General features: G+C 42.5%; 23 protein-coding genes. 9 read left to right on the top strand and 14 right to left on the bottom strand.

What is annotated here, in order from left to right; all coding sequences use genetic code 11:
- Nucleotides 1-374: 374 nt before the first annotated feature.
- Complete coding sequence (locus tag BV372_RS06040; protein WP_086684654.1) at nucleotides 375-1,178, bottom strand: SDR family oxidoreductase; 804 nt, start codon at nucleotides 1,176-1,178, stop codon at nucleotides 375-377.
- A 728-nt stretch (nucleotides 1,179-1,906) separates the two neighbouring features.
- Here BV372_RS06040 and BV372_RS06035 point away from each other — a divergent pair.
- A complete protein-coding gene (locus BV372_RS06035) occupies nucleotides 1,907-2,212 on the top strand; it encodes a WGxxGxxG family protein (protein WP_086684651.1) in 306 nt (101 codons plus the stop codon).
- A 119-nt stretch (nucleotides 2,213-2,331) separates the two neighbouring features.
- Here BV372_RS06035 and BV372_RS06030 read toward each other — a convergent pair whose 3' ends face one another.
- The 5 genes from BV372_RS06030 to acsF form a co-directional block, all read right to left on the bottom strand.
- Complete coding sequence (locus tag BV372_RS06030; RefSeq protein ID WP_086684648.1) at nucleotides 2,332-4,974, bottom strand: chloride channel protein; 2,643 nt, start codon at nucleotides 4,972-4,974, stop codon at nucleotides 2,332-2,334.
- Nucleotides 4,975-5,129: 155 nt separating this feature from the next.
- Nucleotides 5,130-6,530 carry a hypothetical protein gene (locus tag BV372_RS06025; protein WP_086684645.1) on the bottom strand — a complete coding sequence of 467 codons (1,401 nt, stop codon included), beginning with the start codon at nucleotides 6,528-6,530 and terminating at the stop codon, nucleotides 5,130-5,132.
- A gap of 92 nt (nucleotides 6,531-6,622) precedes the next feature.
- Complete coding sequence (locus BV372_RS37410; RefSeq protein ID WP_256973096.1) at nucleotides 6,623-6,751, bottom strand: hypothetical protein; 129 nt, start codon at nucleotides 6,749-6,751, stop codon at nucleotides 6,623-6,625.
- A 5-nt stretch (nucleotides 6,752-6,756) separates the two neighbouring features.
- A complete protein-coding gene (locus tag BV372_RS06020) occupies nucleotides 6,757-7,365 on the bottom strand; it encodes a DUF6174 domain-containing protein (protein ID WP_256973095.1) in 609 nt (202 codons plus the stop codon).
- A gap of 207 nt (nucleotides 7,366-7,572) precedes the next feature.
- Complete coding sequence (gene acsF, locus BV372_RS06015; RefSeq protein WP_086684638.1) at nucleotides 7,573-8,649, bottom strand: magnesium-protoporphyrin IX monomethyl ester (oxidative) cyclase; 1,077 nt, start codon at nucleotides 8,647-8,649, stop codon at nucleotides 7,573-7,575.
- A 775-nt stretch (nucleotides 8,650-9,424) separates the two neighbouring features.
- On the opposite strand from acsF, the gene BV372_RS06010 reads away from it, so the two are divergent.
- Nucleotides 9,425-9,910, top strand: coding sequence for a TM2 domain-containing protein (locus BV372_RS06010; protein ID WP_373270746.1), 486 nt, complete (start codon nucleotides 9,425-9,427; stop codon nucleotides 9,908-9,910).
- Nucleotides 9,911-9,947: 37 nt separating this feature from the next.
- On the opposite strand, the gene BV372_RS06005 is transcribed toward BV372_RS06010, so the two are convergent.
- From BV372_RS06005 to hemW, 3 genes are all read right to left on the bottom strand, one after another.
- Nucleotides 9,948-10,634, bottom strand: coding sequence for a DUF2996 domain-containing protein (locus BV372_RS06005; protein WP_086684635.1), 687 nt, complete (start codon nucleotides 10,632-10,634; stop codon nucleotides 9,948-9,950).
- A gap of 459 nt (nucleotides 10,635-11,093) precedes the next feature.
- Complete coding sequence (locus BV372_RS06000) at nucleotides 11,094-12,128, bottom strand: low specificity L-threonine aldolase (protein WP_086684632.1); 1,035 nt, start codon at nucleotides 12,126-12,128, stop codon at nucleotides 11,094-11,096.
- 143 nt (nucleotides 12,129-12,271) lie between these two features.
- Nucleotides 12,272-13,456 (bottom strand): radical SAM family heme chaperone HemW, encoded by a 1,185-nt coding sequence (hemW, locus tag BV372_RS05995; RefSeq protein WP_086684629.1) that lies wholly within the window; start codon nucleotides 13,454-13,456, stop codon nucleotides 12,272-12,274.
- 252 nt (nucleotides 13,457-13,708) lie between these two features.
- On the opposite strand from hemW, the gene BV372_RS05990 reads away from it, so the two are divergent.
- On the top strand, nucleotides 13,709-14,785 hold the full coding sequence (locus BV372_RS05990) for a PIN/TRAM domain-containing protein (protein WP_086684626.1): 1,077 nt from the start codon (nucleotides 13,709-13,711) through the stop codon (nucleotides 14,783-14,785).
- Between the two features lie 127 nt (nucleotides 14,786-14,912).
- On the opposite strand, the gene BV372_RS05985 is transcribed toward BV372_RS05990, so the two are convergent.
- The 4 genes from BV372_RS05985 to BV372_RS05970 form a co-directional block, all read right to left on the bottom strand.
- Nucleotides 14,913-15,707, bottom strand: a complete 795-nt coding sequence (locus BV372_RS05985) for an Rpn family recombination-promoting nuclease/putative transposase (RefSeq protein WP_086684623.1) — start codon at nucleotides 15,705-15,707, stop codon at nucleotides 14,913-14,915.
- A 238-nt stretch (nucleotides 15,708-15,945) separates the two neighbouring features.
- Entirely contained in the window at nucleotides 15,946-16,332 is a 387-nt protein-coding gene (locus tag BV372_RS05980) for a VOC family protein (protein WP_086684620.1), read from the bottom strand.
- A gap of 47 nt (nucleotides 16,333-16,379) precedes the next feature.
- On the bottom strand, nucleotides 16,380-17,660 hold the full coding sequence (locus BV372_RS05975) for a VWA domain-containing protein (protein ID WP_086684617.1): 1,281 nt from the start codon (nucleotides 17,658-17,660) through the stop codon (nucleotides 16,380-16,382).
- A complete protein-coding gene (locus tag BV372_RS05970; protein WP_086684614.1) occupies nucleotides 17,657-18,913 on the bottom strand; it encodes a VWA domain-containing protein in 1,257 nt (418 codons plus the stop codon). The genes BV372_RS05975 and BV372_RS05970 overlap by 4 nt, the downstream gene beginning before the upstream one ends.
- Before the next feature lie 455 nt (nucleotides 18,914-19,368).
- On the opposite strand from BV372_RS05970, the gene BV372_RS05965 reads away from it, so the two are divergent.
- From BV372_RS05965 to BV372_RS05955, 3 genes are all read left to right on the top strand, one after another.
- Nucleotides 19,369-20,031 (top strand): ATP-dependent Clp protease proteolytic subunit, encoded by a 663-nt coding sequence (locus BV372_RS05965; protein ID WP_086684611.1) that lies wholly within the window; start codon nucleotides 19,369-19,371, stop codon nucleotides 20,029-20,031.
- Nucleotides 20,032-20,115: 84 nt separating this feature from the next.
- Nucleotides 20,116-20,709 carry an ATP-dependent Clp protease proteolytic subunit gene (locus tag BV372_RS05960; RefSeq protein WP_086684608.1) on the top strand — a complete coding sequence of 198 codons (594 nt, stop codon included), beginning with the start codon at nucleotides 20,116-20,118 and terminating at the stop codon, nucleotides 20,707-20,709.
- A gap of 219 nt (nucleotides 20,710-20,928) precedes the next feature.
- Nucleotides 20,929-21,555: a J domain-containing protein gene (locus BV372_RS05955; RefSeq protein ID WP_086684605.1), complete on the top strand. Its 627-nt coding sequence runs from the start codon at nucleotides 20,929-20,931 to the stop codon at nucleotides 21,553-21,555.
- Nucleotides 21,556-21,580: 25 nt separating this feature from the next.
- Here BV372_RS05955 and BV372_RS05950 read toward each other — a convergent pair whose 3' ends face one another.
- The gene (locus BV372_RS05950; RefSeq protein WP_086684602.1) at nucleotides 21,581-22,912 is read right to left on the bottom strand and encodes a Rieske 2Fe-2S domain-containing protein; all 1,332 of its coding nucleotides are present in this window, start codon (nucleotides 22,910-22,912) and stop codon (nucleotides 21,581-21,583) included.
- A 456-nt stretch (nucleotides 22,913-23,368) separates the two neighbouring features.
- Between BV372_RS05950 and BV372_RS05945 the strand changes: the two genes are divergently transcribed.
- The 3 genes from BV372_RS05945 to BV372_RS05935 all read left to right on the top strand — a co-directional run bounded on the left by BV372_RS05945 (nucleotide 23,369) and on the right by BV372_RS05935 (nucleotide 25,565).
- A complete protein-coding gene (locus tag BV372_RS05945; protein WP_086684600.1) occupies nucleotides 23,369-23,629 on the top strand; it encodes a MoaD/ThiS family protein in 261 nt (86 codons plus the stop codon).
- A gap of 32 nt (nucleotides 23,630-23,661) precedes the next feature.
- Nucleotides 23,662-24,078, top strand: coding sequence for a universal stress protein (locus tag BV372_RS05940; protein ID WP_086684598.1), 417 nt, complete (start codon nucleotides 23,662-23,664; stop codon nucleotides 24,076-24,078).
- A 92-nt stretch (nucleotides 24,079-24,170) separates the two neighbouring features.
- Nucleotides 24,171-25,565 carry a TldD/PmbA family protein gene (locus BV372_RS05935; RefSeq protein WP_086684596.1) on the top strand — a complete coding sequence of 465 codons (1,395 nt, stop codon included), beginning with the start codon at nucleotides 24,171-24,173 and terminating at the stop codon, nucleotides 25,563-25,565.
- Nucleotides 25,566-25,573 lie beyond the last annotated feature (8 nt).

The raw sequence follows: 25,573 nt of genomic DNA, 5'->3' as shown, positions 1-25,573 counted from the left end.
CGTAGTTGCGCTTTAGCGCCCTATCAATTAGAAATCTAATGCACAACTTTAGCCTTGCCAAGCCAGTAGGGTGCGTTAGCCATAGGCATAACGCACCATCCGAGGCTTTGGTGCCATACTCTCAGTGATAACACACCCTACGGATACTTAAATTTTTCATAAAACAAATCGGATTCCTATAGGACTCATATTTGATTTTTGAAAAAAACTCAGTACAGTTTTATTCCTTCTTCCCTGTTCCCTGTTCCCTCCCTATGTAAATAATTTCAGTAATCAAATCGGATTGCTATATATATATACTTAGGATTCTTACATAGGTCGAGTCAACTTATAGCTTAGATACCATCTCCTACCGATGCTATATCTTGTGCTTTTTAGTTATTCGCTGACCCCGGCTCAGTAAGCTTACGGTGCTGTTCAGCATTGACGGTGTCAGGCAATATCTTACTTACAGCTCCCTGAACCTTCGTTTTAAGTGACCCTGCAATCACATCATCTTTATCAGCCATCAACGCCTCAAAACCCTGCTTAGCAACAAGAGCCGGATCGTCCTTTTTGTTCGCACCCGCTTTAGTGTCATCCATACCCGCACGGTGGAAAAAGTTAGTATCGGTCGGTCCTGGCATAAGTGCTGTAACGGTAATGCCTGTATCCTTTAGTTCGTTGCGTAATCCTTCTGAGAATGAGTGTATAAAAGCTTTGGAAGCTGCGTAAACCGCCTCAAATGGTCCAGGCATGATGGCAGCAATCGACGACGTGAAGAGAATTCGTCCCTTGCCACGCTCTATCATGTCTTTTAGCACCCGTTTGGTGAGATGAACTGAGGATACAACATTCAGGTTAATGAGATTAAGCTCTTCCTGGAGGTCAGTCTCACGGGCAAAGTCACCGCCAACACCCACTCCTGCGTTAATTGCGATCGCTTCTACTGGTTGGTGAGTTTCTTGTATCTTGTGGTACAGTGTCTCAACTCCATCGTAGGTAGCAAGATCCGCCTGCACCGTCTCAACCTTAGCCCCCAATTCCTCAAAAGCTTGAGCCGCTTCATTAATACTCGGCCCTGTCGATGTGACTAGAAGATCAAAGCCGTTTTGGGCAAACTGTTTAGCAAGTTCGTAGCCGATGCCATTGGAGGCACCTGTTACCACAGCCAGCGGTCGGGTTAACGAACTGTTCATAACTTTTCAAACTCCTTTATAATTACTTCGCGCTTGTGTGCCATAGCTGGCTTCTCTAGTGCGGCCACACCGTGCGCCTGGACTGTGACCTCTCAATCCTTACAATGCTAGGAAGGTAGTAAGGTGAGTACGTCTTTCCACAGAAGTATCGCTTGTGTGTCTTTAAGGTTACTTTTTCTAAATATTATTTCCTAGTTATCAGAAACTATAGGACTCCTATTTGATTGTTGCGAAGCGAGGCATACATCACAATCAATAGCTTTGATATATTTCTATTCACTACATTGAATTTACAAAACTTTTGGTAAGTTTTTAGTTTAGGTAATAGCAATCTAATAAATGATTACGATAGATAAATTCACGCAACCTGGATGTAAAAGGCGATTTCCAATCCAAAATCTGTCTTGAAAAGTTTGCTCAAGTCGGGAAACCTGCCCACGCAACGCCAGTTGCTTTAAGCCGGGAAACCCTCAAGACCGCACTGCCGACGCTCCTACGTCGCTACCGCTACGCTAACACCAACGCACTAGCTCAACTTTTCGCAAAATTCAAAATCGTAGAAGTGCTGATTATCAAAAAATCATCCTTTAGGATTTTGCCAGCAAAATGACTAATAAAAAATGCGACTTTTAGTTGATCTACATCTCCAGCTAACGAATGATTCTAATTCCTTGATAACTTAATAAGCTGTAACCATTGCTTACAGAAATTCAAGTGAGGACTTAATCATGAAACACTCTAATTTAACCAAAGTTCTAGGAAGTACAGTTTTAGCGCTAAGTTTAGCGATTGTGCCTACAGTTCTGCCTGCTTCTGCTCAAACGACTACTAATTCTGATGGCACGACTACAGGCACGAGTACAGGTACTACCACCACAGACCGCCCTGTTACCGACGGTAACTATGCAGATGGCGATTGGGGTTTGCTTGGTTTACTCGGTTTGTTTGGTTTATTTGGACGTAAGAGCCGCAAACACGATGAAACCGCTCATAGCAACCGTGATGTAGTAGGCTCTTCACGTTCTAACTTTTAATAGTAAGACATACTGCAATTTCCCGTAAATCCTCCCAAGAAGTTTAAGTTGCAGCCTGCCTTTGCAGGCTTTGTTTTTTTGTAAGAGTTAGGGTGTAGCAAGTTTTTTCATTGATCTGTCTAATTGTTAATTGCACCCCTAACCAAAATCACTGTACTTTCCACACCAGAGGCGATCGCTTCGGGAATATTACCTTGAATCGCCTGCTGTAATAATCCCTCACGGGATGCTCCCAAAACTACTACATCGTAACCTTCGGTTTTTACGAGGTTAATTACACCTTGGGAAACTGAATCAGCTTTGACTGGAGAAGCAACCACAGTACTAGATAATTTGCGGCGGCGGATAAGGTGGCGGATAGCTTGTTCTAAAACTGTCATGTCTGGTGCTAACTCAGATGGCTTAAACACCCGTGTCAGTCGGATTTGCGGATCTGTTCCCAATGTCACCAGCGCTGGAAGTAATTTAATTGCCATTCGTGCATTGGGTCCCCCAGCCATTGGCACTAGCCAGCTGTTGAAAGAGTGCTGATTACTAAGTGCTGAGTCTTTTTCTTTAACTATTGACTCTTGACTATTACCTAGTTTCACCAACACCACATCGCAGGTGGCTTGGCGAATTATGGTATCTACAACAGTGCCAAAAATACGGCCTGGGGTGGAAGTGTTACCTTTCCACCCCATTAAGATTAAGTCGATGTGACGTTCGTCGATTGTCTCTAAAATGGCTTGGGCGACATCGTGAGCTACACGAATCTGTGTATGTAGAGGAATTTGCCACTTTCTCGCTAAGACTTCTGCTTGTCGTAATAAGCGACGACTGTTTGCTGTCCTGACTTGGGTTTCGCTAGGGGAACTATGGCGCGATACTAAGATAACTTGTACACACTCAATTTCATAGTGGCGATCGCGGGCAATAGCTGCTGCCATTTGTAATAAAGTACCTGCTGTCTCCGGATTAGCGACTGTCACCAATAATCTACCTCTGCCAATGCTTGGTGCTCGTGTTTGGTAAACCACATAAGATGGTTCCGGTTGCGGTCCCATAGTGGCATTGTCACAATTAAGATGGTCTGCTTCGGCTCGGATAATATCTGCACGGGTAATAATGCCAATGAGTTTCCTTCCTTCCACTACTGGTAAGCGACTAACTTGATAGCGATCGAGCAAATAAAGCACATTACGCAGATTGTGTTTTGGTGTGACCGTCATCGGGCTGGGTGTCATAATTTCTCTGATGGCAGTATCGTTTGGGGAATTGCGATCGCGAATTTTGAGTAAATCTGTTTGAGTAACAATCCCTACTAGCTTGCCTTCTTCCACTACAGGAAACCCGCGATGATGGGAGCGAGAGAATGCTTGGATGGCTTCATCCATAGTCATATCGACATCAAGCGTTTCCACCCGTTGTTGCATTACATCTTTAGCGGTTATCGTTGTCAGTATCCCCTCTACAGAAACGTTTGCAGCCAGAGTGATGCCGTTCAACTGTAAAAGTTTTTCATAAAGTGAACCTGGCACTACCTTCTCTGCAACCAAGTAAGATGCTACAGACACAATCATTAAAGGTAGGACTAGGTTGAAATCTGTAGTCATCTCAAACACAATCACAATTGCGGTGATTGGGACTTTAGAAACGGCGCTAAAAAATCCCCCCATTCCAGCTAAAGCATAGGTAGCGGGGGAACCTCCGCCCACAAGCTGGGACTCAAACACACCAATAATGTGTCCTAAACAAGAACCCAAGATGAGGCTGGGAGCAAATAACCCTCCAGGCGCGCCAGAACCAAACGCCACCAAAGTCAGAAGAAACTGAGCGACAAAAGCGATCGCTGCTAATAAAGCATTTGAATCACCAGTAATTACAAATTCTCGTAAACCTGTATTATCACGGAATGAAGCAGGGAGCATTGCCACGACACAACCAGAGATAAAGCCAGCTAAAGCTACTCTTAGCGGTAAACTGACGTGCAATCTCCGATAAATTTTTATACTAAAAATTAGACCCTGATGAAATAAGGCACCCAACAATCCAGCTAAGACACCCAACAGTAAAAAAAAGGGAATTTCTGGGATCGAAAATTGACTCAGAGATTGGGTTAAGTGCAGATTCAGGTCAAGACTACCGCCACCTAATAACCGAGAGATCACCCCACCAATAAACGAGGCGATAATTGCAGTTCCTAGAGTTATCCCGGATAAGTCTTGGAGTAACTCTTCCACGATAAACAATACACCAGCGATCGGGGCATTAAAAGCAGCTGCCAAACCTGCACCAGCACCCGCAGCAATCATCTGCCGCCGATGATCTGGGGAAGTAGGAACCCAACGGCTCATTCCTGCTGCTAAACCTGCGCCAACATGAACGGTGGGACCTTGCCGCCCTAGAGTTATACCTGAACCCAAAGCGATAATGGCGCTGATTAACTTTACAGCTGCCACACGCCAAGATAGAGTCATCGGCACATTAGCCAACGTGGCTTTAACTTGAGGGATACCGCTACCTGACGCCTCCGGAGCAAACCGTTGCACTAGCCAGCCTGCGAGAAACCCAAAACTCATACCAACTAAAGGTAACGCCAGCCATGCTGGTAAAATGCTGGCACTATGGACTCGCCATGTCCCCAACCATCCCGACCCCACTTTGAGAAATACCGCTGATAGGGCAGCAACAAGACCGATCACAGAAGCTTCTGCGATCGCTAAACCTCTTCTTGGCTGCCACAGACTGCGAAAGCGCTGAGTCAGAACAGGAAGCGACATACAAGTTTACATATTAAATTATTGATAAGTAAAATCATATTTTAGATTTGGTAATCTTTCTTACCGATATCTATAAAAGATTTTAATAAGTAGTCATTTGTCATTGGTAATTTGTCATTTGTTATGTTTCAGCCTCTCTCTGTTCCCGTTTCCCCTTATCTGTTACGAATCTGACCTTGCCAATTAATGTTTTGCTTTGCCGAACGTCCTCCTAATGAGCGAGTTGCTACTACTTCTATATCAACTTTTACCCCAGGATTGAGGGCGGTAGGTGGAACTGGTAGCTTGCCTAAAGCGATAATAAAACGGTTATAGTCGCGGGTCACAAGTTCAGCCGGAATATCACCTTCATATACAGTTCGATAATTAGACAAGCCGGAAGAATTATCTTGTGCCCGAAATTTGATGCGAAACTGAGTCTGAATGGCCTGAGATTTTGCTGCCAAATCTACTATTTTTAAGTTGAGATTTTGTTCTGCACCAGCAAATTCTGCCACGGCTAACCGCGTTACATCTTTTTTAGGAATTGCATTATTCACAGTAAAAGTCGTCAAGTTGGCTTCAGTTTTGCTGCCACCTTCAATCCATAAATCTTCAGGAAAAGTAATTTCGACTTCTTTGTTGTCATTAAGATTCAGCTTTGCAACTTGATTACCAAAACTCGTTATAGGTTGCCTCTCCTGCCAAACCAGTTGAAAAGCCCCTTCTAACCGTTGCTCATACTCTCGGTATTCATCTGCGATCGCAGAACCAGGAGCAAGTAAAGAAGCTGCTCCCCTGCGTAGATTCCACTTGTTTTTTGAGAGGTTGAATTGTTTTTCTGTAAGTTCCGAAATAGCTGTTTGTAAAGTTGGAATATCATCCGCCAAGGATTCTTTACCTTGAACAATACTCAATGTTCCTAAGCTACCTCGGCTACCATTACTACCATCAGTGCCATATCGCCCATCACTGCCATCGTGGCATCTATAAGTCTTTTCTGTACATTTATAATCTGGACTACCAGGAGTTCCTGTACAAGTTTTTACTTCCCATCTGCGTCTGCGACAATTACAACCCACTCCACCGTTAGCACCGCGTCCACTACGTCCGGCTTCGCCTCCAATAGCACGAACTGAAATTTTCCGCAAGTCTGCCAAATTACTGTAATAGACGGTGAGGGAACCGCCATTCCCCCCATCTCCCCCTTTACCACCATCACCACCAGCACCACCATCAGGTGCGTGTATGTCGTGGGTTACATTATCTGGTTGATGACCGCAGTCAGGCCGATAACCACGTTGTCCATCTTCACCATCCTCACCATTCTGACCTGACAGATCGAGATTAACTGGCGAACCATCAACAAAAATAGTTTGATTTTCGCCGTTACGACCACTTCTACCGGGTCGCCCATCCGTGCCTTTGCTGCCATCTGTGCCATAATTCCTACCTGTTCTACCGTATTCTTCATGGGCAAATGCAGGACACAGAACTGATCCAGAGGCAGGTAAAAAGCTACTAAATAAGCAGAATGTCAGTACTAGAGGCAGCTTCCTCGAAAAATCCTTGTGCATCTGTGGAGAATTAAATATTTGTAACTATTACTCTCTTTAACGTTGATTTTCAGGATTTTGCTCCCGATTATCAAATGGTGCTACTAATTTCTTTAATCTGTGACGGATGCGATCGCATCCGTAGATAAGTAATTAATATTACAACCTGGTAGTAATTCGGGAATACTTTTATAGAAGTGACCAGGAAGGCGAAAGGATTGAGAATTGCCATAATATTTCAAATTAATTACTGAATAGGTGTGAATCCACGAACAGTAATTTTTTTGCCCGCCAAGCCAATTAATGTGCAATATTCCCCTAGAAATTGAGTGCGCCAGTAATCAAAATATAACCACCGTTGTTCAGGCTTTAATCGAAATTCAAGTTGATTTGGATATCCATATTTAGCATCATAAATTGCATCTATACGTACTGGTCCATCGCAGGCGCATCCATTGGGGCCGCATTCTTCGCGATTGCTCGCAGATTCTATTTGAGTGAACAAGTCTGTCACAGTTTGCGGAGGTATTGTTGAGCAAGTATTTTGTTTAACTGCAATTACCTTTTGCTCTTTAATTTCCACCTCTTGCTGGCAATTATGCTGGGAATAATTAAGAGTTAAACGATAATGTGTAACATTCTGTGCTTCCCATTTTTTCTTGGCTGCTGTTAATTGTTTTATGGATGTATTGCTGAATAATGTATAGTTAGTAAAAATTGCAATTCCACTAGTTAAAAGTATGGTAATAATAAGTGCCCATCGCAGCGCGGGTTTATTCATAACAGCCATATTTTTTATATATAGTGAACTCTGGAATATTTTCGGATATTTTAAAACACAAGATTTTCCGCTCACATTCCGGAGGTGAATTGGAAAATCTAGTTATAAGTGCGATGTCTTCGACAACCCCTACCCTTCGGGAACGACTTCGTCGAACGGGGAACGCCACCTCAGGAAATCGCAGTGCATTATCAGAAGATAGCGACTGACACACGCAGCGCAACAAAAAAGTGGCTCTGCGATCACACAGAACCACTAAAAATTAAGTAAAACCGTTATCAATTAACGAGCCATACCTTGAGCAGAAGCAGCATCAATCGGTTTCATTAGGTATAGTCGTAGCATCTGCCAACCAATGGAGGTCAAAATTGGTAACTTCTGGAAGAATTGCAAGAATTTAGGTGTTTTCGAGTTAGCGATCGCGTTCAATTTTGCCATCTTTTCCACACAATCATCTAACCGCTGATAAAACTCTGGATTCTCTACATCCAGCATTAACGGGAAAACTCTTCCTGCGGTTTCATTAGTCTTTTTGATCACATAGATGTCGTATTCTCGTGCATCCAAACCAATGGACGCGTAAAAGTCTTTGCGCTGGATGTCATTGAGATACATTGTCACAAATACTGACAACAGGAAGAACCGACTCCATAGCCTTGCCTTCCAATCATTCAACATTTGCGGTTGGGATTTCATTATTGCATCGAAGAAATCACCATGACGGTTTTCATCCTGACACCAGTTCTCAAAGAACCGGAAAATCGGATAAATCCGGTTTTCAGGATGTGCTTCCAAATGACGATAAATGGTGATATACCGCCAGTAACCAATTTTTTCTGAAAGGTAAGTGGCGTAAAAGATAAATTTCGGCTTAAAGAAGGTATAGTCCCGACTCTTTGTCAAAAACCCTAAATCTAGGGAGAGATTAAAGTCTGACATCGCTTTATTCAAAAAGCCTGCATGACGTGCTTCATCCCGTGACATCAAGTTGAAGCATTCTGCCAAAACCGGACTTTTGTCCTTCAAGCGGCGTCCGAGTTCTTTATATAGCAAAAACCCAGAAAACTCGGCTGTACAAGAACGTTCTAGAAATTCAACGAACAAACGGCGAGTTTCCCCATCAATATGATCCCAGGATTTTTCAAACTCGGCATCCCGAACAAAATGATGGCGGTTATAGTCTGCACGAAACTCTTCGAGAATGGCTCTTAACTCGTCTTCGTTGACGGATATATCCATCCGCGCCATTTCATCAAAATCGGTGGTGTAAAACCGGGGTGTTAACAGTGTTTCTTTGGCCGGGATCTTGATCCCTGGACGCAATTCTTCAAAGCCTGGTTTTTTTAGGGAATCTACCATGTCTTAATTGCTCTTTTGTCTTTATTATCTTGAGTACACCAGAAAGCCAAGTCAGTCTTTCACAAGGCGCAACTAGATGACAATAAACCATTTGTATAAAATTCAGTCTACCAAGGTGCTGGATCAAAACAGGTAGAAGAAACGTTAAGAGTTGCAACAATACTTCAATGTTGGTGGAACCCAGAATCGGCGATCGCTAGTCTATTGATGGGAAACCCCAGATCGGCCCCTCGTGCATTTGCACAAGCCAACACTGTCGAAATTGTAAAATTTTTGTAAAACAACCATAGTAGCAAAGCTATCAATGAGTAATTATTCGGATAAGGTGCGCATAGGCTGGGAGCGACTCCAAAAAGCTGGCAACGACCCGGAATTACTGGGTTATGCTTTGGTTAGTTTTCACGGTGCTTTAGAAGACTATTTTCGGGACTGGCTGGCGGCAAATGATGCTCTTGAGGCGGAAACGCGTTACAAAGTCCTAGACCGACAAGCAACCCACTGGCAAGAGTTAATCGATTTGATGCAACAGTATGGCAATCTAAACTACGAGGCGTTTAGCCGTATCCTCAACAGCAACAGGTTGTGTCAGGAGGTTGCTCACGGTGATCGATTTCAAGGAACACGCACCGATGTAGAAGACTACGGCAAATTTGTTCAAAAACTGATTGCCAATCCTTACGCAACAGCTCCTACTTCACCAAATAGGAACGCTACCAGCTATCAGCCTACGAATGCATTACAGGTAAATAATTTATCTGAGGTATTGAGAAACGAAATTAGTCGTAGCAACAACAATCCAGTTATTACTTCTTATTTATTGTGTGCAGTTGGTTTTGTAGGTATAGGAGGACTGCACCGTTTATACAATGGCAAAATATTAACGGGTTTTTTATGGCTGTTTAGCGGTGGTTTATTTGGCGTAGGACAGTTCGTAGATTTGTTCCTCATTCCTCATATGGTAGAAGAATACGAGCAAAACCTCAGAGCAAAAGCAGGAGTATCTCCCTTTGGTGTGCCGCTACACCAGCCAGTAGTTGCGACCTCGACTTACCGACCTACTGGTAACCAACTCATTGTTCAACTGATCGAAGCAGCAGAACGCAATGGTGGGACTCTCACTGTTACCCAAGGTGTAAAAGCAACTGGGGTCAGTTTTGCTGAAGTAGAAAAGAGCCTTAAGGAAATGTTCAAATCAGGTTATGTAAGAATAGATAACGACCCCATTACTGGAGCCGTCACCTACCATTTCCACGAACTTTAATTGTCCTTGACTCAAATCATTGACTCTTGACTCTTGACTAATTTCTACCTAGCCACTTTTGACCATTCAAGCGCTGCACTAAACCAAATACCAGCAAGTCAAGAGAGACTTTACGTTCATCAATTAAAAATGACTCAAGAGTGCTAGGTTTTTTACCTTCATTACAAGAAAATCCTTTTTTCCCCTGAATATCTTCCTCAGGAAAATAAAGGTTAAACTGGCGCAAACCATTTTGCCAACTTCCTATAAGTTGCCACCATTCCTCAGATGATTCAAAGCCAGTGATGGGAACCTTCTGTTTCGCAAAAGACAGCTGTAAATCTGACACACCTTGCTGAGCAATTGCCTTTTGCACAGCTGGCAAGTAATCTTGCTGCATGAACTCTACAAATGGCTTATCTTCTAACGCTGGGGCTTTTTCCTTTTTTGCTGCTGCTTTAGCGGCTGGTTTATCTTCTGCATCAGCTTTAGCTGCGGGTTTTGCTCCTGGTGCTTTAGCGGCTGCGGGTTTATCTCGCTTGGGGGGTGCAGTGGTGGTTTGAGCAGCATTCGGGTTAGTTTCTGGGTTTGCTGCGTTGGGATCTGGCGCATTAGCAGTAGGAAGATCTGTCGCTACTGGTTCATCAGTGCTAGGAGCGTGTTCTTCAGCGATACTGGGGGCCTGTTTGTCAACAGTGCTGGGAGCTACCTCTCCCGCTTCATTATGATTGGTTGGGTCTGCCATAACTCAGGTCAATCCTTTATCTAGCTTTCAGAGCGATCGCTCACCTTAAAAGTATTAGTTACTTTCATTTTGGCATAGGAGAGCTTGGCTATAGCTAGCAAACACAAATTCCTCGCTATATATAGCCAGTATTCATTCTCCAACAGCAATTAATCTTCTAAAAAGGAACTACAGATGACGATCTTGTGTGCATCTGTGATTCTATCCTGGCACTGAATTTTTACTATAAAATTTTTCGATACTCACTATAGCAATCCTATCTGAGCCAGAAAAATTATTTTTTAACTCGCTGCCAAGTGCGCTAAGTTACGCCAAAGGGGAGTGGGAAGACAGGGAGACATAGCTGTGGGAGGGTTTTTCAACCCAAGCGACTGCGAACTTTAAGGGAGAATAACGAGTAATCAATGACCAATAACAAAAATAATTTTTATCGCTCTACACATTTGAGCGAAATATTACTTAAATTGCATTTTTTATATCATTGACCAATTCATCGATTCTCGATTGGGTTGTGTTCCAAGAAGACATAAAACGGACTCCTCCCACACCAATAAATGTATAAAACTGCCAGCCTTTTTCTTTTAAAATTTGAATGGCATGTTCAGGTAGTTTGGCAAAAACAGCGTTGGCTTCTCTAGGAAACATCATTTCAACGCCATCTATGCTTAATAATTTATTCTCTAGATATTCAGCACATTGATTGGCATGTCGCGCATTTTTCAGCCACGCGCCAGTTTCTAATAAACCCAACCAAGGAGCAGAAATAAATCGCATTTTTGAAGCTAATTGCCCTGCTTGTTTGCAGCGATAGTCAAAATCTTCGGCTAAATCTTTGTTAAAGAAAATTATAGCTTCACCTAACGCCATTCCATTTTTCGTACCACAAAAACACAGCACATCTACACCACTCTTCCAAGAGATTTCAGCAGGAGTTTTATTCATGGCGGCGATTGCATTCGCAAAGCGCGCACCATCCATATGAATTTTTAAGTTATACTTGCGAGCAATTTCTTTAATACTTAAAAGTTCGTCAATCGAATACAAAGTTCCTACTTCAGTAGATTGGGTAATGCTAATAACTTTTGGTTTGGGATAATGAATATCAATGCGTTTAGTTACTAGTGATTCTATAGCTTCTGCTGTTAACTTGCCATTTTCGCCTTGAGCTAGTAGTAATTTAGAACCATTAGAAGCAAACTCCGGTGCGCCACATTCATCCGTTTCAATGTGAGATGTTTCATGGCAAATTACGCTGTGATATGACTGACAAAGTGCAGCTAAAGATAGCGAATTTGCTGCTGTACCATTAAAGGCAAAAAATACTTCGCAATCAATTTCAAAGAGTTCACGAAAATAATCGGTTGCTTTTTGCGTCCATTCATCATTACCATAAGCAGGAGCACTACCTTGATTAGCTTTAAGCATGTATTCTAGTGCTTCAGGACAAATCCCAGAGTTATTATCGCTAGCAAATTGTTCTAATTGATTATTCATATATTTTGTTCTAAATTTAATCTATTCGCTAGATCCACTGCTAGCGCTTTTGAATTGGTAAAACTTGATTGGCTGGTTTAGCTATAATTTCATTCCAACCTCAAGTCTTGGTAAATTCTTACAAGATTTTGCTTATTCGCAGTTTACTCACTTAATTCTCCAAACAACTCTGCCAAAACTACATTAGAAAATAAAAACCCTTGGGGATCACTTAATCGCAACCTGTCTCCAAAAATTTCTACCCAACCTTTCGCTAAATACGGCTGTAAAAACTTGTGAATTTCCTCTACCTTCTTCTGTCCAAACTGCACCGCCAACGTTGGTAAACTCACACCTTCAGCCAGACGCAATCCCAACATTAAGGTTTCTAGCAAAATCTCATTTGACGGTGTGGCTTCACAATCAATTACAGCCCCAGCTTTCACCCATTGGTAATACTCTTTAGTCTTACGCGGACGAGTGAACCGCTTTCCCTCAACATAACTAGCCGCACCCATGCCAAAACCATAATAAGGGCGATTTTCCCAATAAACCCGATTATGCTGACATTGATGGCCAGGCTGGGCATAATTAGAAATTTCATAATGCTCATAGCCTGCACCAGTCAAAACTTGCTGTGCCATCTGGTACATTTTGACAGTGGTTTCATCTGTAGGTAAAGGGCGATCGCCTGGTTGGTAATAACGATTAAAAGCTGTACCTGGCTCAATAGTAAGGTCATAGATAGAGATGTGCGTTGGAGATATTGCCACCGCTTTTGCTAGTGAATCCCGCCACCACTCTAAAGACTGATGTGGTAAACCAGAAATCAAGTCTATGCTAAATTTGGGAATCTCGACTTTGCGGACTAATTCCACTGCTGCAAAAATATCTGCAATCGAGTGCGATCGCCCAGCAACTTTTAGTAACTCTGCTTGAAAAGCCTGTACACCCAAACTTACGCGATTCACCCCTAGACTACGGTAACCTGCTATATGTGCTAAATCAAACGTGCCGGGGTCCATTTCCATTGAAATTTCAGCCCCTGGTACAATACCAAAACGCTTTTCTAACGCTGATAGTATTTGCTGTAACTGGTCTACCGAGAGTAAAGAAGGAGTACCACCGCCAAAAAAAATCGTCTTTAAGGGTTGACCAAATGTCGGTGTAATGCTGATTTCTTGAGATAGCAGTTCCACATATTGGCAGATAGTACCAGATGTTTCACCACGCAAGCGATCGCCCACAACAGATATGGGAAAATCACAATAAAAGCATCTGCGTCTGCAAAATGGAATATGCACATAAGCAGAATTAGGAATGCTATAAAAATTAACTTTTTGATCCATTGTGAGAAAGAATAAAATTAATCATACTGAGAATTACAAACGATAAAAATTAGTAGTTTATTTACAGGATTTATCGTTTTACAACAAAAAGATGAAGAATATTAAGTTAAAACTATTTCGTTATAATATTTGCAGATATTGCCTGCTTAAACCCCTAGAGTTAAGTAAACATTTATCAATCTGTTTTGCCGATGAAATAAAAAATACTTACACTCTCTCGGTTAATACCAGTTGCAGGAAAACAACAAAACCATGCTGGATGCAATTATTATTCTCTCATTTATCCTAGCAGCAGCGGGAATAGGGTTCTATAGCATTGAACTTCTACCCAATGGTTCGCTAGAACGGGTGACAAACTTAGAAGCTTTACGCTTCGTTGTTGCCGTCTTTGCCGCTATTATTGGCGGTGCAGTTGGGCTGAGTTTCCAAACGACATATCGTCGCTTAGAAGCACAAGTCAAAGAAATGCCTCTGGAAATGATCTTAACGCGGGCGATCGGTTTAGTGATTGGACTATTGCTAGCCAACTTGATGCTAGCCCCGCTATTTTTGCTACCTATTCCCCCTGATTTTAGTTTTATTAAGCCATTAGTGGCAGTTGTTGGCAGTATTATACTGGCCGTAACTGGCATGAATTTGGCTGATACCCACGGGCGAGGTTTATTGCGATTCATTAATCCCAACACCGTAGAAACGATGGTAGCGGAAGGGACTCTCAAACCGGCCAATACTAAGGTTTTAGACACTAGCTGTATTATTGATGGTCGCATTGAAACACTTTTAGAAACAGGCTTTCTAGAAGGGCAAATTATCGTGCCGCAATTTGTCTTGCAAGAATTGCAACAAGTAGCCGATGCTAGCAAAGACCAAAAGCGGGTGCGAGGAAGGCGAGGGCTAGAAATTCTCAACCGCATTAAAGAAGCTTATCCCGATCGCATTCTTATTAACCCAGCAGACTACGAAGATATTCCCACCGTAGATGCGAAGTTAGTGCGATTCGCACAAGAAATCAACGGTACGCTGCTAACTAACGACTACAATCTATCGAAAGTTGCTAGCGTGCAGAAAGTACCAGTATTGAATGTCAATGATTTAGTTAACGCTGTGCGTCCCACCTATTTACCTGGTGATAACCTTGATTTGAAGATTCTCAAGGAAGGCAAAGAACCCAGCCAGGGAATTGGTTACCTAGACGATGGGACAATGGTTGTCGTTGAGGAAGGTAGTAGTTATGTAGGTGGAGAACTGCGAGTAGTAGTTACCAGTGCTTTGCAAACTACAGCAGGACGCATGATTTTTGCTAAACCACAGGCTTCAGCATTGGCATAAGACAATAGAATGTTTAATTCAAGTGAATTTAGCGATCGGTGCAGGTTAACTGCACCGATTGTTTATTGTAGTCATGAGATTAAGGTAATCAAAAAAAGTGAAACTTATGGATGTATTTAATCAGACTTTATTGGTTCTCTTTGGGTGCTAATTCTGCTTGTAAATGCTGTAACTGCTCAGCTGATAACCCCGTAACGCTTGCTACTTGCTCTAACGCCATCCCAGTATTTATTAGATTACTTGCCACTTCCAGTAAAGCCTCAGCCTTACCTTCGGCTTTACCTTCAACTTTACCAGCTTCTAGAATATCTTGATAAATCACTGATTCACGCATAATATCTGACCTCAAAACTCGTTTGATGACCTCTTTATCTAATACTAAACCAGCTAAAACTGCTGTAGCAGCAGCAATATTACTTTGAGTTTTTAATTCCGTTATGCTGTTAATTTGCTGTGCCACATCATTAATAACTACCTCTGGTTCAATTGTACTACTTAAGGCTGCAAAAGGTAAAAGTCCAGGCGTTCTCAGAAACACTTCAGTCGGCTGTTCCCAAAGTCTGATAACTGTAAATTCATGGCGCGTCTTAGGAATTGAAAATGTATTTTGTTGCACCAAATCTGAATTCGTCTGTTTCAGGTAAATTACGACTTGATGCATTGCTTTTTTTGGGAAGCGACGATAAACGCGAACTCGATAATCTAGCATCCGAAAAGGAATCTCAGCATCGACTTGGGTTTGAAATTCTAGATGCAAGATATTTTGTGCTGACTGTAGCAAAATCAGCGCATCAGCACGAATGGGTTCAAGAGATAATTCTTGAGGGCTAAGTTCAGTTAAAGTGATAGGTTCTCCTAACAACCAGGTGGCGAAGTCGGAGGAGAAGTTTTCAGCGAGGAATTTGCAAATGTTGTCAAACATCTTGCAATTTTACCAAGTAGTGTATCAATGCTGTATTTGGATAAGTAAAATGCGATTTAAATTGTGCGATCGCTGTAGTCAATCTGCACCAATTTTGTACAGGGTGAAATATGAAGAAAGCGGACAATGGATATTTGTTTGCCCTGACTGTTGGCCTTCAGTAAGTGACAACAACCCATTTTATCTTTACGGAGGAACGTGGAAAGCTCAGAAAAATAGAAAGTAAGAAAAAGATACTTTAATGCTCATAAATCTCTAATGGTAAGTTATCAGGGTCTTTAAAGAAAGTAAATTTCTTGCCTGTAATTTCATCAATTCTAATATCTTCTACTTCTATACCTTGCGATTGTAGTTCAATAACGGTTTGCTCAATATTATCAACTGCAAATGCCAAATGCCTTAAACCACAAGCTTCCGGTGTACTAGGTCTTTGGGGAGGATTGGGAAAAGAAAATAGCTCAATTTGGGTATTTTCGCCAACTCGTAAATCTAATTTGTAAGAATTTCTGCGATCGCGAAAAGTTTCTTGGATAATCGGAAAGCCCAAAACTTCTACATAAAATTTTTTTGAGCGTTCGTAGTCAGAACAAATGATGGCTATGTGATGAATACCATTGATTTTCATAAATTACGAATTATGAGGGCAGGCGATCGCCCACCCCACCCTATAAATTACTCTTGTAAAATCGTCTTTGATACAATCCTAGTTTTTTTGCGGTCTGCTTCCGACAGTTCTTCACCAGCTTGCAGGCGGGTGGCAGAAGTTTGCAATACTGTGGCTGCACCTGTATCTCCTATTTGTAGGGCGGTTTTAGCGGCTGTTTGCAGCATGGTTGCTGCACCGATGAGATCGCCCTGTTGCAATTTCGCTTCTGCTAACTGAGTTTGGCGATACTTGGCTAATGTCAAAATCGACTGTTGTACTTGGGGATTGGCATTTGGTTGATACAGGCGAACCACATCTGCATACACAGGTGCGATCGCAGAAAGTAAGCCTTGTTTATCTACCGCCGGATCGTCGTAGCGGATTTGGATATGGCCGATCTCTTGTCTGCCTTCTGGTAAATTGCCTAGATAAATATTGGCTAAAACTACCCGTTCGACATCTTGCATCAAGTCTCCCAAGCGCACAACAAAGCGTCCATCGGCTTCTTGTTGCACTGGTAACTCAATAGTATCTGGGGCAACTTGGGCAATCGGTTTGAGTTCGGCTAGCCGGACATTTGGCATCAAGGACAATAACAAGTAAGCATTAGTCAGCCCTACAGACTGAATGCGTCTAAATAAACGGCTAAATTCATCTACTGCTTGTTCAGGATGCTCAATATAAGCTAGAGTTCCACCACCAGCATCGGCAATTTTTTCTAGTAAATCCTGATTCCAATTAGTCCCAAACCCCAAGGTATTGAGAGTTAAATTGAATTTAGTTGCTTTATTAGCAAGTTCCAGACAACGTTTGTTGTCATCCGGGCCTAACTCCCACTTCCAAATTCGCAAGCTGCTTTCACCATGTCCATCTGTCAGTAAGAAGGCCTGAGAAACAGATCCTTTTGTACCTTTCATTAGTTCTGTAATTCCCAGTGCCAAACCCTCGGCAATTACCGTACCACCGCTAGCGTTAAGTTTATTTTTAATTTGTGATTTAATGTTTGCCAGGTCTTGAACTACTTGGTTGGGGACAATAACTTCAGCAGAACCAGCAAAAGCTACAATCGAAATTCGATCGCCCGGTTTTAACTGATCTAATAATCCCTCAACTGCTTGAATGACAGTATTGATTGGTTGCCCATGCATGGAACCACTCTTATCGAGAATCAAGCATAAGTTGAGGGGCAAATTGCTGTCAAATTCTCCAGCGATCGCAGAAATCGAAATTCCGATTTGACGCTGACTATTCGCTTGCCCTACATCAACATTACTATCATTCAGCACCGACAGTAATTTAACTTTCATTGGCGAGGAGTGTCCTGCAAAACTGTTTTTGAGACAATTCTAGTTTTCTTGCGATCGCTTTCAGATAACTCTTCACCAGCTTGTAGGCGCGTGGCGGAAGTTTGCAACACTGTCGCTGCGCCTGTATCACCCATTTGCAAGGCAGTTTTAGCAGCAGTTTGTAGCATTGTCGCCGCCCCAGCGCGATCGCCTTGTTGCAATTTCGCCTCTGCTAACTGGGTTTGGCGATACTTCGCTAATGCCAGGATAGAATGTTGCACTTCTGGATTAGCAGAGGGTTGGTAAACTCTAGCCACATTTACATAAACTGGGATGTTAGGAGTGAATAACCCTGTCTTGTTGTTAGCGGGGTCATCGTAGCGGACTTGCAGATTCGCGATCGCTTGTTTACCTTCGGGCAACTGTCCCAAATAAATATTAGCTAAAATCACTCGTTCCACATCTTTCATTAAGTCTCCCAACCGCACCGCAAACCGTCCATCGCCTTCTGGTTGTACTGGTAACTCAATCGTATCTGGAGAAACTTGGGCAATCGGTTTAAGTTCCGCTAGTCGGACATTTGGCATTAGGGAGAATAACAGATAAGCATTAGTTAAGCCAATTGTTTGAATTCGGTTAAACAGGCGGCTAAATTCCTCTACTACCTGATCGGGCTTTTGAATGTAAGACAGCGTACCTAGTCCAGCATCAGCAATTTTTTCTAAAATATCCTGATTCCAGTTGTCACCAAATCCTAAGGTGTTTAAAGTCAAGTTATAGTTAGCAGCCAAGTGGGCAAATTTTAAACAGCGATCGTTATCACCATGTTCATTTTCGCCATCAGTTAATAAAAAGGCTTGAGAAACAGTGTCTTTTTTCCCCTTTGCCAACTCCTCAATGCCTAAACGCAAACCTTCATCAATTGCCGTCCCACCATCAGCACTCAAGCGGTTAATTTGCTTTTTGATGTGTTCTCGGTCTTCGATAACTTGATTGGGTACTAAAACTTTGGCACGGTGATCGAAAACCACAACACTCAAGCGATCCCCAGGATTGAGTTTGTCAACCAAACGAACTGCCGCTTGCTTGACAGTTTCTAGGGGCCGCCCATTCATCGAACCACTATGATCGAGAATTAGACATAAATTAACTGGGACATTGCGATCCAAAATTTCGCCGATCGCAGAAATCGAAAGGGATAACTGACGCTGACTGCTCGGTTGATTTGCGTCTAAATTACTATCATTCAGGACAGGCTGCAAGTTAACTTTCATAACGCAAAGTTCCTATTGAGGATATACATTTTTATAAATAACTTCAAAGCGCAACATCAAAACTACGGAAAATAAATACATTAATAAGCTGTAAGTCTTGAAACGTCAAAAGCCCAGAATCCAGAGAAACTCTGAACCCTTGGCAGAGATGCTATTAATCGCGTCTCTACTGTTGAGGGTCCATCATAGGCGATCGCCCACAACTAAGCATCAAAAAGGAATATTCCCTACACCCCTGTACTTCTACACCCTTACACCCTTTTTCAAGACAGCCTTAACGAAAAAATATGCAACTTAAAATCGCAGTAGCTTATATTCAAGAATATCTTAGAAGCTAAGGATTGGCAGATGTTCAGCCCCCTGACTCATTAGCCAGAAATCCGCACCTTTAAGATAGCTAGCATCGCGCTAGTATGTATTACAGTTAACGGCATAATTTCAGGCGCTCAGTTGCTATGGACATTTCCCCCATCAAGGCTGTTCAAGCCCCCTATTACGGCGATAACTCTTACCGGACACCGCCGCCAGATTTACCCTCCCTGTTGTTGAAGGAGCGAATTGTCTATCTTGGGATGCCTCTGGTGCCTGCTGTCACGGAGTTGATCGTCGCTCAACTACTGTATTTACAGTCCGACGACCCCGAGAAGCCGATTAAAATCTATATCAACTCAACCGGCACATCCGGTTATAGTGGCGATCCGATTGGTTTTGAAACCGAAGCTTTCGCTATCTATGACACAATGAAATACATCAAGCCACCCATCCATACTATCTGCATTGGTTCAGCAATGGGTATGGCAGCGATGCTACTTGGTGCCGGTACTAAAGGTTGCCGCGCTAGTTTACCCAACGCCAATATTATCCTGCATCAGCCTAAGAGCTACGCCCAAGGTCAAGCAACGGATATTCAAATTCGCGCGCGAGAAGTTCTGGTAAACAAGGCATCAATGGTTGATATCCTAGCTCACACCACTGGGCAAGCTCCAGAAAAAATTTCCAAAGACATGGATCGCCTCTTCTACATGACTCCTTATCAAGCTAGGGACTACGGTTTGATTGATAGAGTGTTTGAAAAAGAAGAACTTGCCAATCCACCTTTACCTGCTAGCATCCTTTGATTTCTCATTTGTTATTTGTCCTTTCTATGAGGCAAATGACTAATGACTATTGACTAGTGACTAATTACAAACGGAGTAGCGAAAATGCCTATAGGTGTTCCTAAAGTTCCTTACCGGATGCCCGGGGGGCAATTTACAGATTGGATTAGCATTTACGATCGCCTCTACCGAGAAAGAATTATTTTCTTGGGGCGAGATATTGATGACGAAATTGCCAATCAAATTATCGCTGTTATGCTATACCTGGACTCGGAAGATCCAGGCAAGGACATTTATTTGTACATTAATTCTCCTGGTGGTATGGTTACCTCAGGCTTGGCAATTTTTGACACCATGCAACACATCAAATCAGATGTGGTAACAATATGTGTGGGTTTAGCTGCCTCAATGGGGTCTTTCCTGTTGGCTGCTGGCACTAAAGGCAAACGTATGGCATTGCCTCACTCACGGATTATGATTCACCAACCTTCTGGTGGCACCCGTGGACAAGCAACTGATATCGAAATTGAAGCTAGAGAGATTCTGCGGATTCGTAACCAGCTCAATCAGATTTATGCCAACAACACTAATCAGACCATAGCCAAAATTGAAAAAGACATGGATCGTGACTTTTTCATGTCGGCCCAGGAAGCTAAAGAGTACGGTTTAATTGACCGTGTAATTGAAGAACGCCCGTAATCGCAGCAGGGGAGATGGGGGAGTGTGGGGAGAGAGGGGAGAAACGAACCACACTTTCTTTCTTAGCTCTCCCACACTTCCTACACTCCTTGTTTGCCCCATACCCAAAATAAATTGTCAATACTGAACTTTCAATTAGAATATAACTCTTTATTATTAATTACTTCAGACTTTAAGTTAAAAGCTTGAAGCTGAATATTGGATAGCCGATAGCTCAAGATGGATCTTGGAGATTGCTACCGTGTATTAGGTTTAAGATCGGGGGCCTCTTTTGCTGACATCAAAGCGTCTTACAGACGATTGGCGCAGCAATATCATCCCGATATCAACCCGGATGACCACAAAGCTAAAGATAAATTTATTGCCTTGACAGAGGCTTACAAGCTGCTGTTGACGGTAGTCATACCAGAGGATACGGTTGGCACACAGTCGAGTCAATCGCCAGTAGCTGCGCGTGAGGAAACAAAGGCAACACCTCAGGAGGAAGCACCAGCAGCTTCGGTAAAAACCCAACAGGCGACGACACCAAAACCACCAAGTGTCACAGCAATAGAACAGCGTCTCAAGTGGAAGACTTACGAGCAGTTGCAACGGTTTTTAAAAGAAAAACGTTTTCCCCAAGCGATCGCCCTAGTAGAAGCTTTGGCAGATCGCTTACCAGATGATGCAGAAGTTCGTCAGTGGCAAGCTATTGCTTATCAAGTTTGGGGACGGGTGCTAATTAATAGCCATCAGGTGCTCAAAGCCCGAATTTATCTCAAAAAAGCCCTTAAGACTGACCCCAACAATAAAGCTCTGTGGAATGAAGTGCAAAGGGATTTCCAACGCTTGGATCAAATTTTTTAAGATATTACATAAAATTTATTAGAGTTTATCTTTGGGCGTGCACATAGTCTACAAAGTAAAATTTAGGACTAAGCCAGAATTTTAGCCAAGTGTAAACGCTTAGGCTAAGTAGTGCTGTAATTACCAGAGGTAAACCCAGCTTAATTCGCAATGCATCAGGAAGAATGGCAACTCCTGAGACTACTGTGACAAAGTATGCCAAAAATAACACTTGTAAAAGCTGGATATTTTTCAGCGCACCACGACAGCTACTACAGTGTTGGGTATGTTGTTTGTAGCGATCGAGCATAACCGAGCGATCGCTGTTAATAGTTGGGCTTTCTGGAACTTTAATTCCAACTTCGCTCCAAGGTAGTTGTCCGTGGCAATACTTATCAAACCAATTCCGAAATTCAATTACCAAGCGATCGGCGTTCGTAGGTAGTTTGTAAGCAGTTTTCCAACCTTCAAATGCTGTTCTTTGTTGAAGAAAGTACTCTTGTTGTTGCAAAAGTACCATATCGCCATCAAGAACCGAATTTCGAGTTTTGATATGAGTCCACCAACGAGGTATTAAACGATGAGCTGTTGTGGCAAAATTGCGGGGAAATTGCGCTACAATTCTTGATTTACCTGGAGACACAGGAATGCAGTAGGTAACAAGTCCCAACTGTTTGCCAGAGTTACCAACACCAATGGCATACTCCAAGTGACAAGGTGGTTCAAAAGTGATTGTTGTTTTGTAGTTTCTGTCGATATATACTTCAATCAAATTTGGTGTTGATTGTGCAACTTTTAGAGGAATGGGTCTTCCTTGTTGGCGATCGCCTTGAACTCCATGATGGGCAAAAGGAACATGGCTAGGATCTGCTACATTTTCTACAAGGGTTTGCCAATCGTATTCTAAGTCACGTACAAAAGAATCCCAAACAAAACCTTTACTAGCATCTACTAAAGGTGATAAAGGTAACGGTGTGGTAGCAGCATTTTCAGTTGATTTAGCATCCGGCCAGACCCAAAGTAAATCATTTTCCTGGCGGACTGGCAGTGAAACTGCGCACAAATTTTGTTGATTCTTGGTAATAAGTTGTGGATCTTCGGCTTGGGGAATATCGGTACAGATTCCTTGCGAATCAAATTGCCAGCCGTGATAGCTACACATTAAATTGCCTGTTTGCTCGTCAACACGTCCCTCACTCAAGGGAGCTAACCGATGGGGACATTGATCTAGAAATACACGGTAAGTTTCAGATGATTTAGGTTTCCAAATAACTAACTGAAGCCCCAAAAGAGTTACGGGTGTTGGTTGCTTGGGATCGAGATCTTCAATTGGTGAGAGAGGATACCAGTGCTGAAAAAAGTTGAATTCAGATTGCATTTTGCTTTTAATACCTTTAATAATTCAATTAATTAGATTTGAGAACAAACGCATCTAAAACATCATTTAATGGCATATTTCATCACTATTTATCATGTTGTCAAAGTAATACTGATGTGACATCTGTGATTGCAGATGCCTTATTTAAGTTTACTAACTAGTTTTTGGCATTTTCTCTATTAGAAGGCTTAATCATTGTATATAATAGAAAATCTCTATGATTCCACTTTTAATTATTTTGGTGAAGCAACTATTTGACTCTCTTAAAAATGGGATAATGAAAAAAATGTAACTTGACGATCTCGAAAGTAGTATTATAAGTCCTAGAGAATTAAATGTTTCAAAATTAAGTCTAAAGCATAAGAATATTACCTTGTATAGGTGAAAACCTATCAGAGACACTGCAATCTGGAAACTAAAAATCCCCGGATTTACGACCGGGGAATACTAAAGTTTATGTCTAATTCTACAATTACTATAACCGTCAAGTTATTTGCTGCTTACCAAGAAGCCTATAAGGCCTCAGAACTGGTACTAGAATTTTCCAATGGTACGCCAGTTAGAGCCGTATGCGATCGCTTGATTGCCGAACATCCAGAACTTAGCAAATTGCGAGATATTACCCGTTTTGGAATTAATCTAATATTTGTTGAACCAGATACTCCTCTGCAAGATGGGGATGAAGTGGTGTTAATTCCCCCAGTCAGTGGTGGTTAATTAAGATAAGCGATCGCTCGTAATGAAATCTGATGACTAAACCAATAGTTTGGGTACATGGAGACTGTCTCAGTCCCCACAATCCCGCACTCCAAAAATATCCCGATGTCCCAGCCATCTGGGTTTGGGATGATGCTTTGATAGCAGAATGGCAACTGAGTCTAAAACGCCTCACGTTTATTTACGAATGCTTACTAGAATTACCAGTTGTCATCCGTCGTGGTAATGTAGCACAAGAAATTTTAGCCTTTGCCCAAGAGCATCATGCCGACTTAGTTGTGACTACCGCAAGTCCTAGCCCTCGCTTTGCTAATATCTCCAAGGAAATGGAATCTTCTCTAGCTGTAGAAGTGCTACCCGTGGAACCGTTTTTTGATTACGACGGGTATATCGACCTGAAGCGGTTCTCGCGCTATTGGAAAGTTGCCCAGAAGTATGTTTGGGAATAGGCGATTAAATTCTTTAGACTAGTAATTGAGTAGCAGATATTGCTCGAATATTTGCACAATAAATTGCAGTTTGTCATGGTTACTACCTAGAAATGCCCACTAAACTAGCTGATACACAAAATTTGCTTTCTGATTTAATCGCCCGCTACTCATCTCATGTAGATTATTTGATGATTCGCCTCGAAGAAGCAGAAGGTACTGATATCTTGTTGCGTGGTGACAAGGTAGAAACCCTGAGCGAAGGTATCTCAATGGGTGGACATATTCGCGCTTGTTATAAAGGCGGTTGGGGTCTAAGCTGCTTTAATCGGCTTTCGACAATTACAGAACGGATCGAAGAAGCGATCGCAGCTGCACGCATGGTTGGTGATGAAGAGACTGTACTGGCCCCGATTGACCCAGTGCAAGCAGTATGTCAGTTACCCCTCACAGGAACCGATCCGCGCAAAATTTCTTTGAGTCAGAAAAAAGAATTATGCGATCGCTATTCTGATTTACTCAAAAACGTTGATCCTCGAATTACCACGACTTCAGTCCGCTACGGTGATAGTGCCCAAAAAATTATTCTCGCCACCTCAGATGGTACATTAATTGAGCAATCTTGGGTGGACATGGAAATGCGCTTCGCCGCTACTGCTAGAAACGGCGAAACTGTCCAAACCGGGAGAGAAACTACCGGTTCTCGCAAAGCCTACGAAGATTTAACAAATTTAGATCAACAAGTTAAGAGTGCTGCGCAAAGAGCGATCGCAGCTTTATCTCTACCATCAGTCAAAGGTAATACTTATACCGTAGTTATTGACCCCATACTCACTGGTTTATTTGTTCACGAAGCCTTTGGACATCTGTCTGAGGCTGATATGGCTTACGAAAACCCTGATATTTTGGAAGTCATGACCATTGGACGGCGATTTGGCCCAGAAGAACTGCAAATTTTTGATGGTGCTGCGCCCGAAGGACATCGCGGTAGTTATTTTTACGATGACGAGGGCACACCTGCCACGACAACCCAACTAATTAAAGATGGAATTTTGGTAGGACGTTTGCATTCCCGTGAAACCGCAGGCAAATTAGATGAAGCACCCACAGGAAATGCCCGTTGTCTTAATTATCACTTTACTCCCATTGTTCGGATGACAAATACCTGGATTGAAAGGGGTAAAACACCAGTTGCAGACTTATTTAGCCACATCAATGAAGGAGTATATGCCCGTAATTGGCTGGGTGGGATGACCAATGGGGAAATGTTTACCTTTAGCGCCGGGGAAGCATGGATGATTAGAAACGGTAAAATCGCTGAACCTGTAAGGGATGTGACACTTTCTGGCAACGTTTTCCAAACTCTTGCAGATATTGAAGCAATTGGTGATGACTTTTACTGGGATGAATCTGGTGGTTGTGGTAAAGGTGGACAAAATGGCTTACCTGTAGGTTGTGGTGGTCCCAGCCTGCGAATTCGAGATGTAGTAGTTGGTGGTGAAACTTAAAAAATTCA

It is taken from the genome of Nostoc sp. T09 (genome assembly GCF_002154695.1).
GTDB lineage: Bacteria > Cyanobacteriota > Cyanobacteriia > Cyanobacteriales > Nostocaceae > Aulosira.
The sequence above is the reverse complement of the archived record's forward strand: the minus strand, read 5'-3'. Positions and strand labels throughout refer to the sequence as shown.

Coding starts and splice junctions, on each gene's coding strand:
- BV372_RS06040 (WP_086684654.1), bottom strand. CDS start 1,178: ATGAACAGTTCGTTAACCCGACCGCTGGCTGTGGTAACAGGTGCCTCC.
- BV372_RS06035 (WP_086684651.1), top strand. CDS start 1,907: ATGAAACACTCTAATTTAACCAAAGTTCTAGGAAGTACAGTTTTAGCG.
- BV372_RS06030 (WP_086684648.1), bottom strand. CDS start 4,974: ATGTCGCTTCCTGTTCTGACTCAGCGCTTTCGCAGTCTGTGGCAGCCA.
- BV372_RS06025 (WP_086684645.1), bottom strand. CDS start 6,530: ATGCACAAGGATTTTTCGAGGAAGCTGCCTCTAGTACTGACATTCTGC.
- acsF (WP_086684638.1), bottom strand. CDS start 8,649: ATGGTAGATTCCCTAAAAAAACCAGGCTTTGAAGAATTGCGTCCAGGG.
- BV372_RS06005 (WP_086684635.1), bottom strand. CDS start 10,634: ATGGCAGACCCAACCAATCATAATGAAGCGGGAGAGGTAGCTCCCAGC.
- BV372_RS06000 (WP_086684632.1), bottom strand. CDS start 12,128: ATGAATAATCAATTAGAACAATTTGCTAGCGATAATAACTCTGGGATT.
- hemW (WP_086684629.1), bottom strand. CDS start 13,456: ATGGATCAAAAAGTTAATTTTTATAGCATTCCTAATTCTGCTTATGTG.
- BV372_RS05990 (WP_086684626.1), top strand. CDS start 13,709: ATGCTGGATGCAATTATTATTCTCTCATTTATCCTAGCAGCAGCGGGA.
- BV372_RS05985 (WP_086684623.1), bottom strand. CDS start 15,707: ATGTTTGACAACATTTGCAAATTCCTCGCTGAAAACTTCTCCTCCGAC.
- BV372_RS05980 (WP_086684620.1), bottom strand. CDS start 16,332: ATGAAAATCAATGGTATTCATCACATAGCCATCATTTGTTCTGACTAC.
- BV372_RS05975 (WP_086684617.1), bottom strand. CDS start 17,660: ATGAAAGTTAAATTACTGTCGGTGCTGAATGATAGTAATGTTGATGTA.
- BV372_RS05970 (WP_086684614.1), bottom strand. CDS start 18,913: ATGAAAGTTAACTTGCAGCCTGTCCTGAATGATAGTAATTTAGACGCA.
- BV372_RS05965 (WP_086684611.1), top strand. CDS start 19,369: ATGGACATTTCCCCCATCAAGGCTGTTCAAGCCCCCTATTACGGCGAT.
- BV372_RS05960 (WP_086684608.1), top strand. CDS start 20,116: ATGCCTATAGGTGTTCCTAAAGTTCCTTACCGGATGCCCGGGGGGCAA.
- BV372_RS05955 (WP_086684605.1), top strand. CDS start 20,929: ATGGATCTTGGAGATTGCTACCGTGTATTAGGTTTAAGATCGGGGGCC.
- BV372_RS05950 (WP_086684602.1), bottom strand. CDS start 22,912: ATGCAATCTGAATTCAACTTTTTTCAGCACTGGTATCCTCTCTCACCA.
- BV372_RS05945 (WP_086684600.1), top strand. CDS start 23,369: ATGTCTAATTCTACAATTACTATAACCGTCAAGTTATTTGCTGCTTAC.
- BV372_RS05940 (WP_086684598.1), top strand. CDS start 23,662: ATGACTAAACCAATAGTTTGGGTACATGGAGACTGTCTCAGTCCCCAC.
- BV372_RS05935 (WP_086684596.1), top strand. CDS start 24,171: ATGCCCACTAAACTAGCTGATACACAAAATTTGCTTTCTGATTTAATC.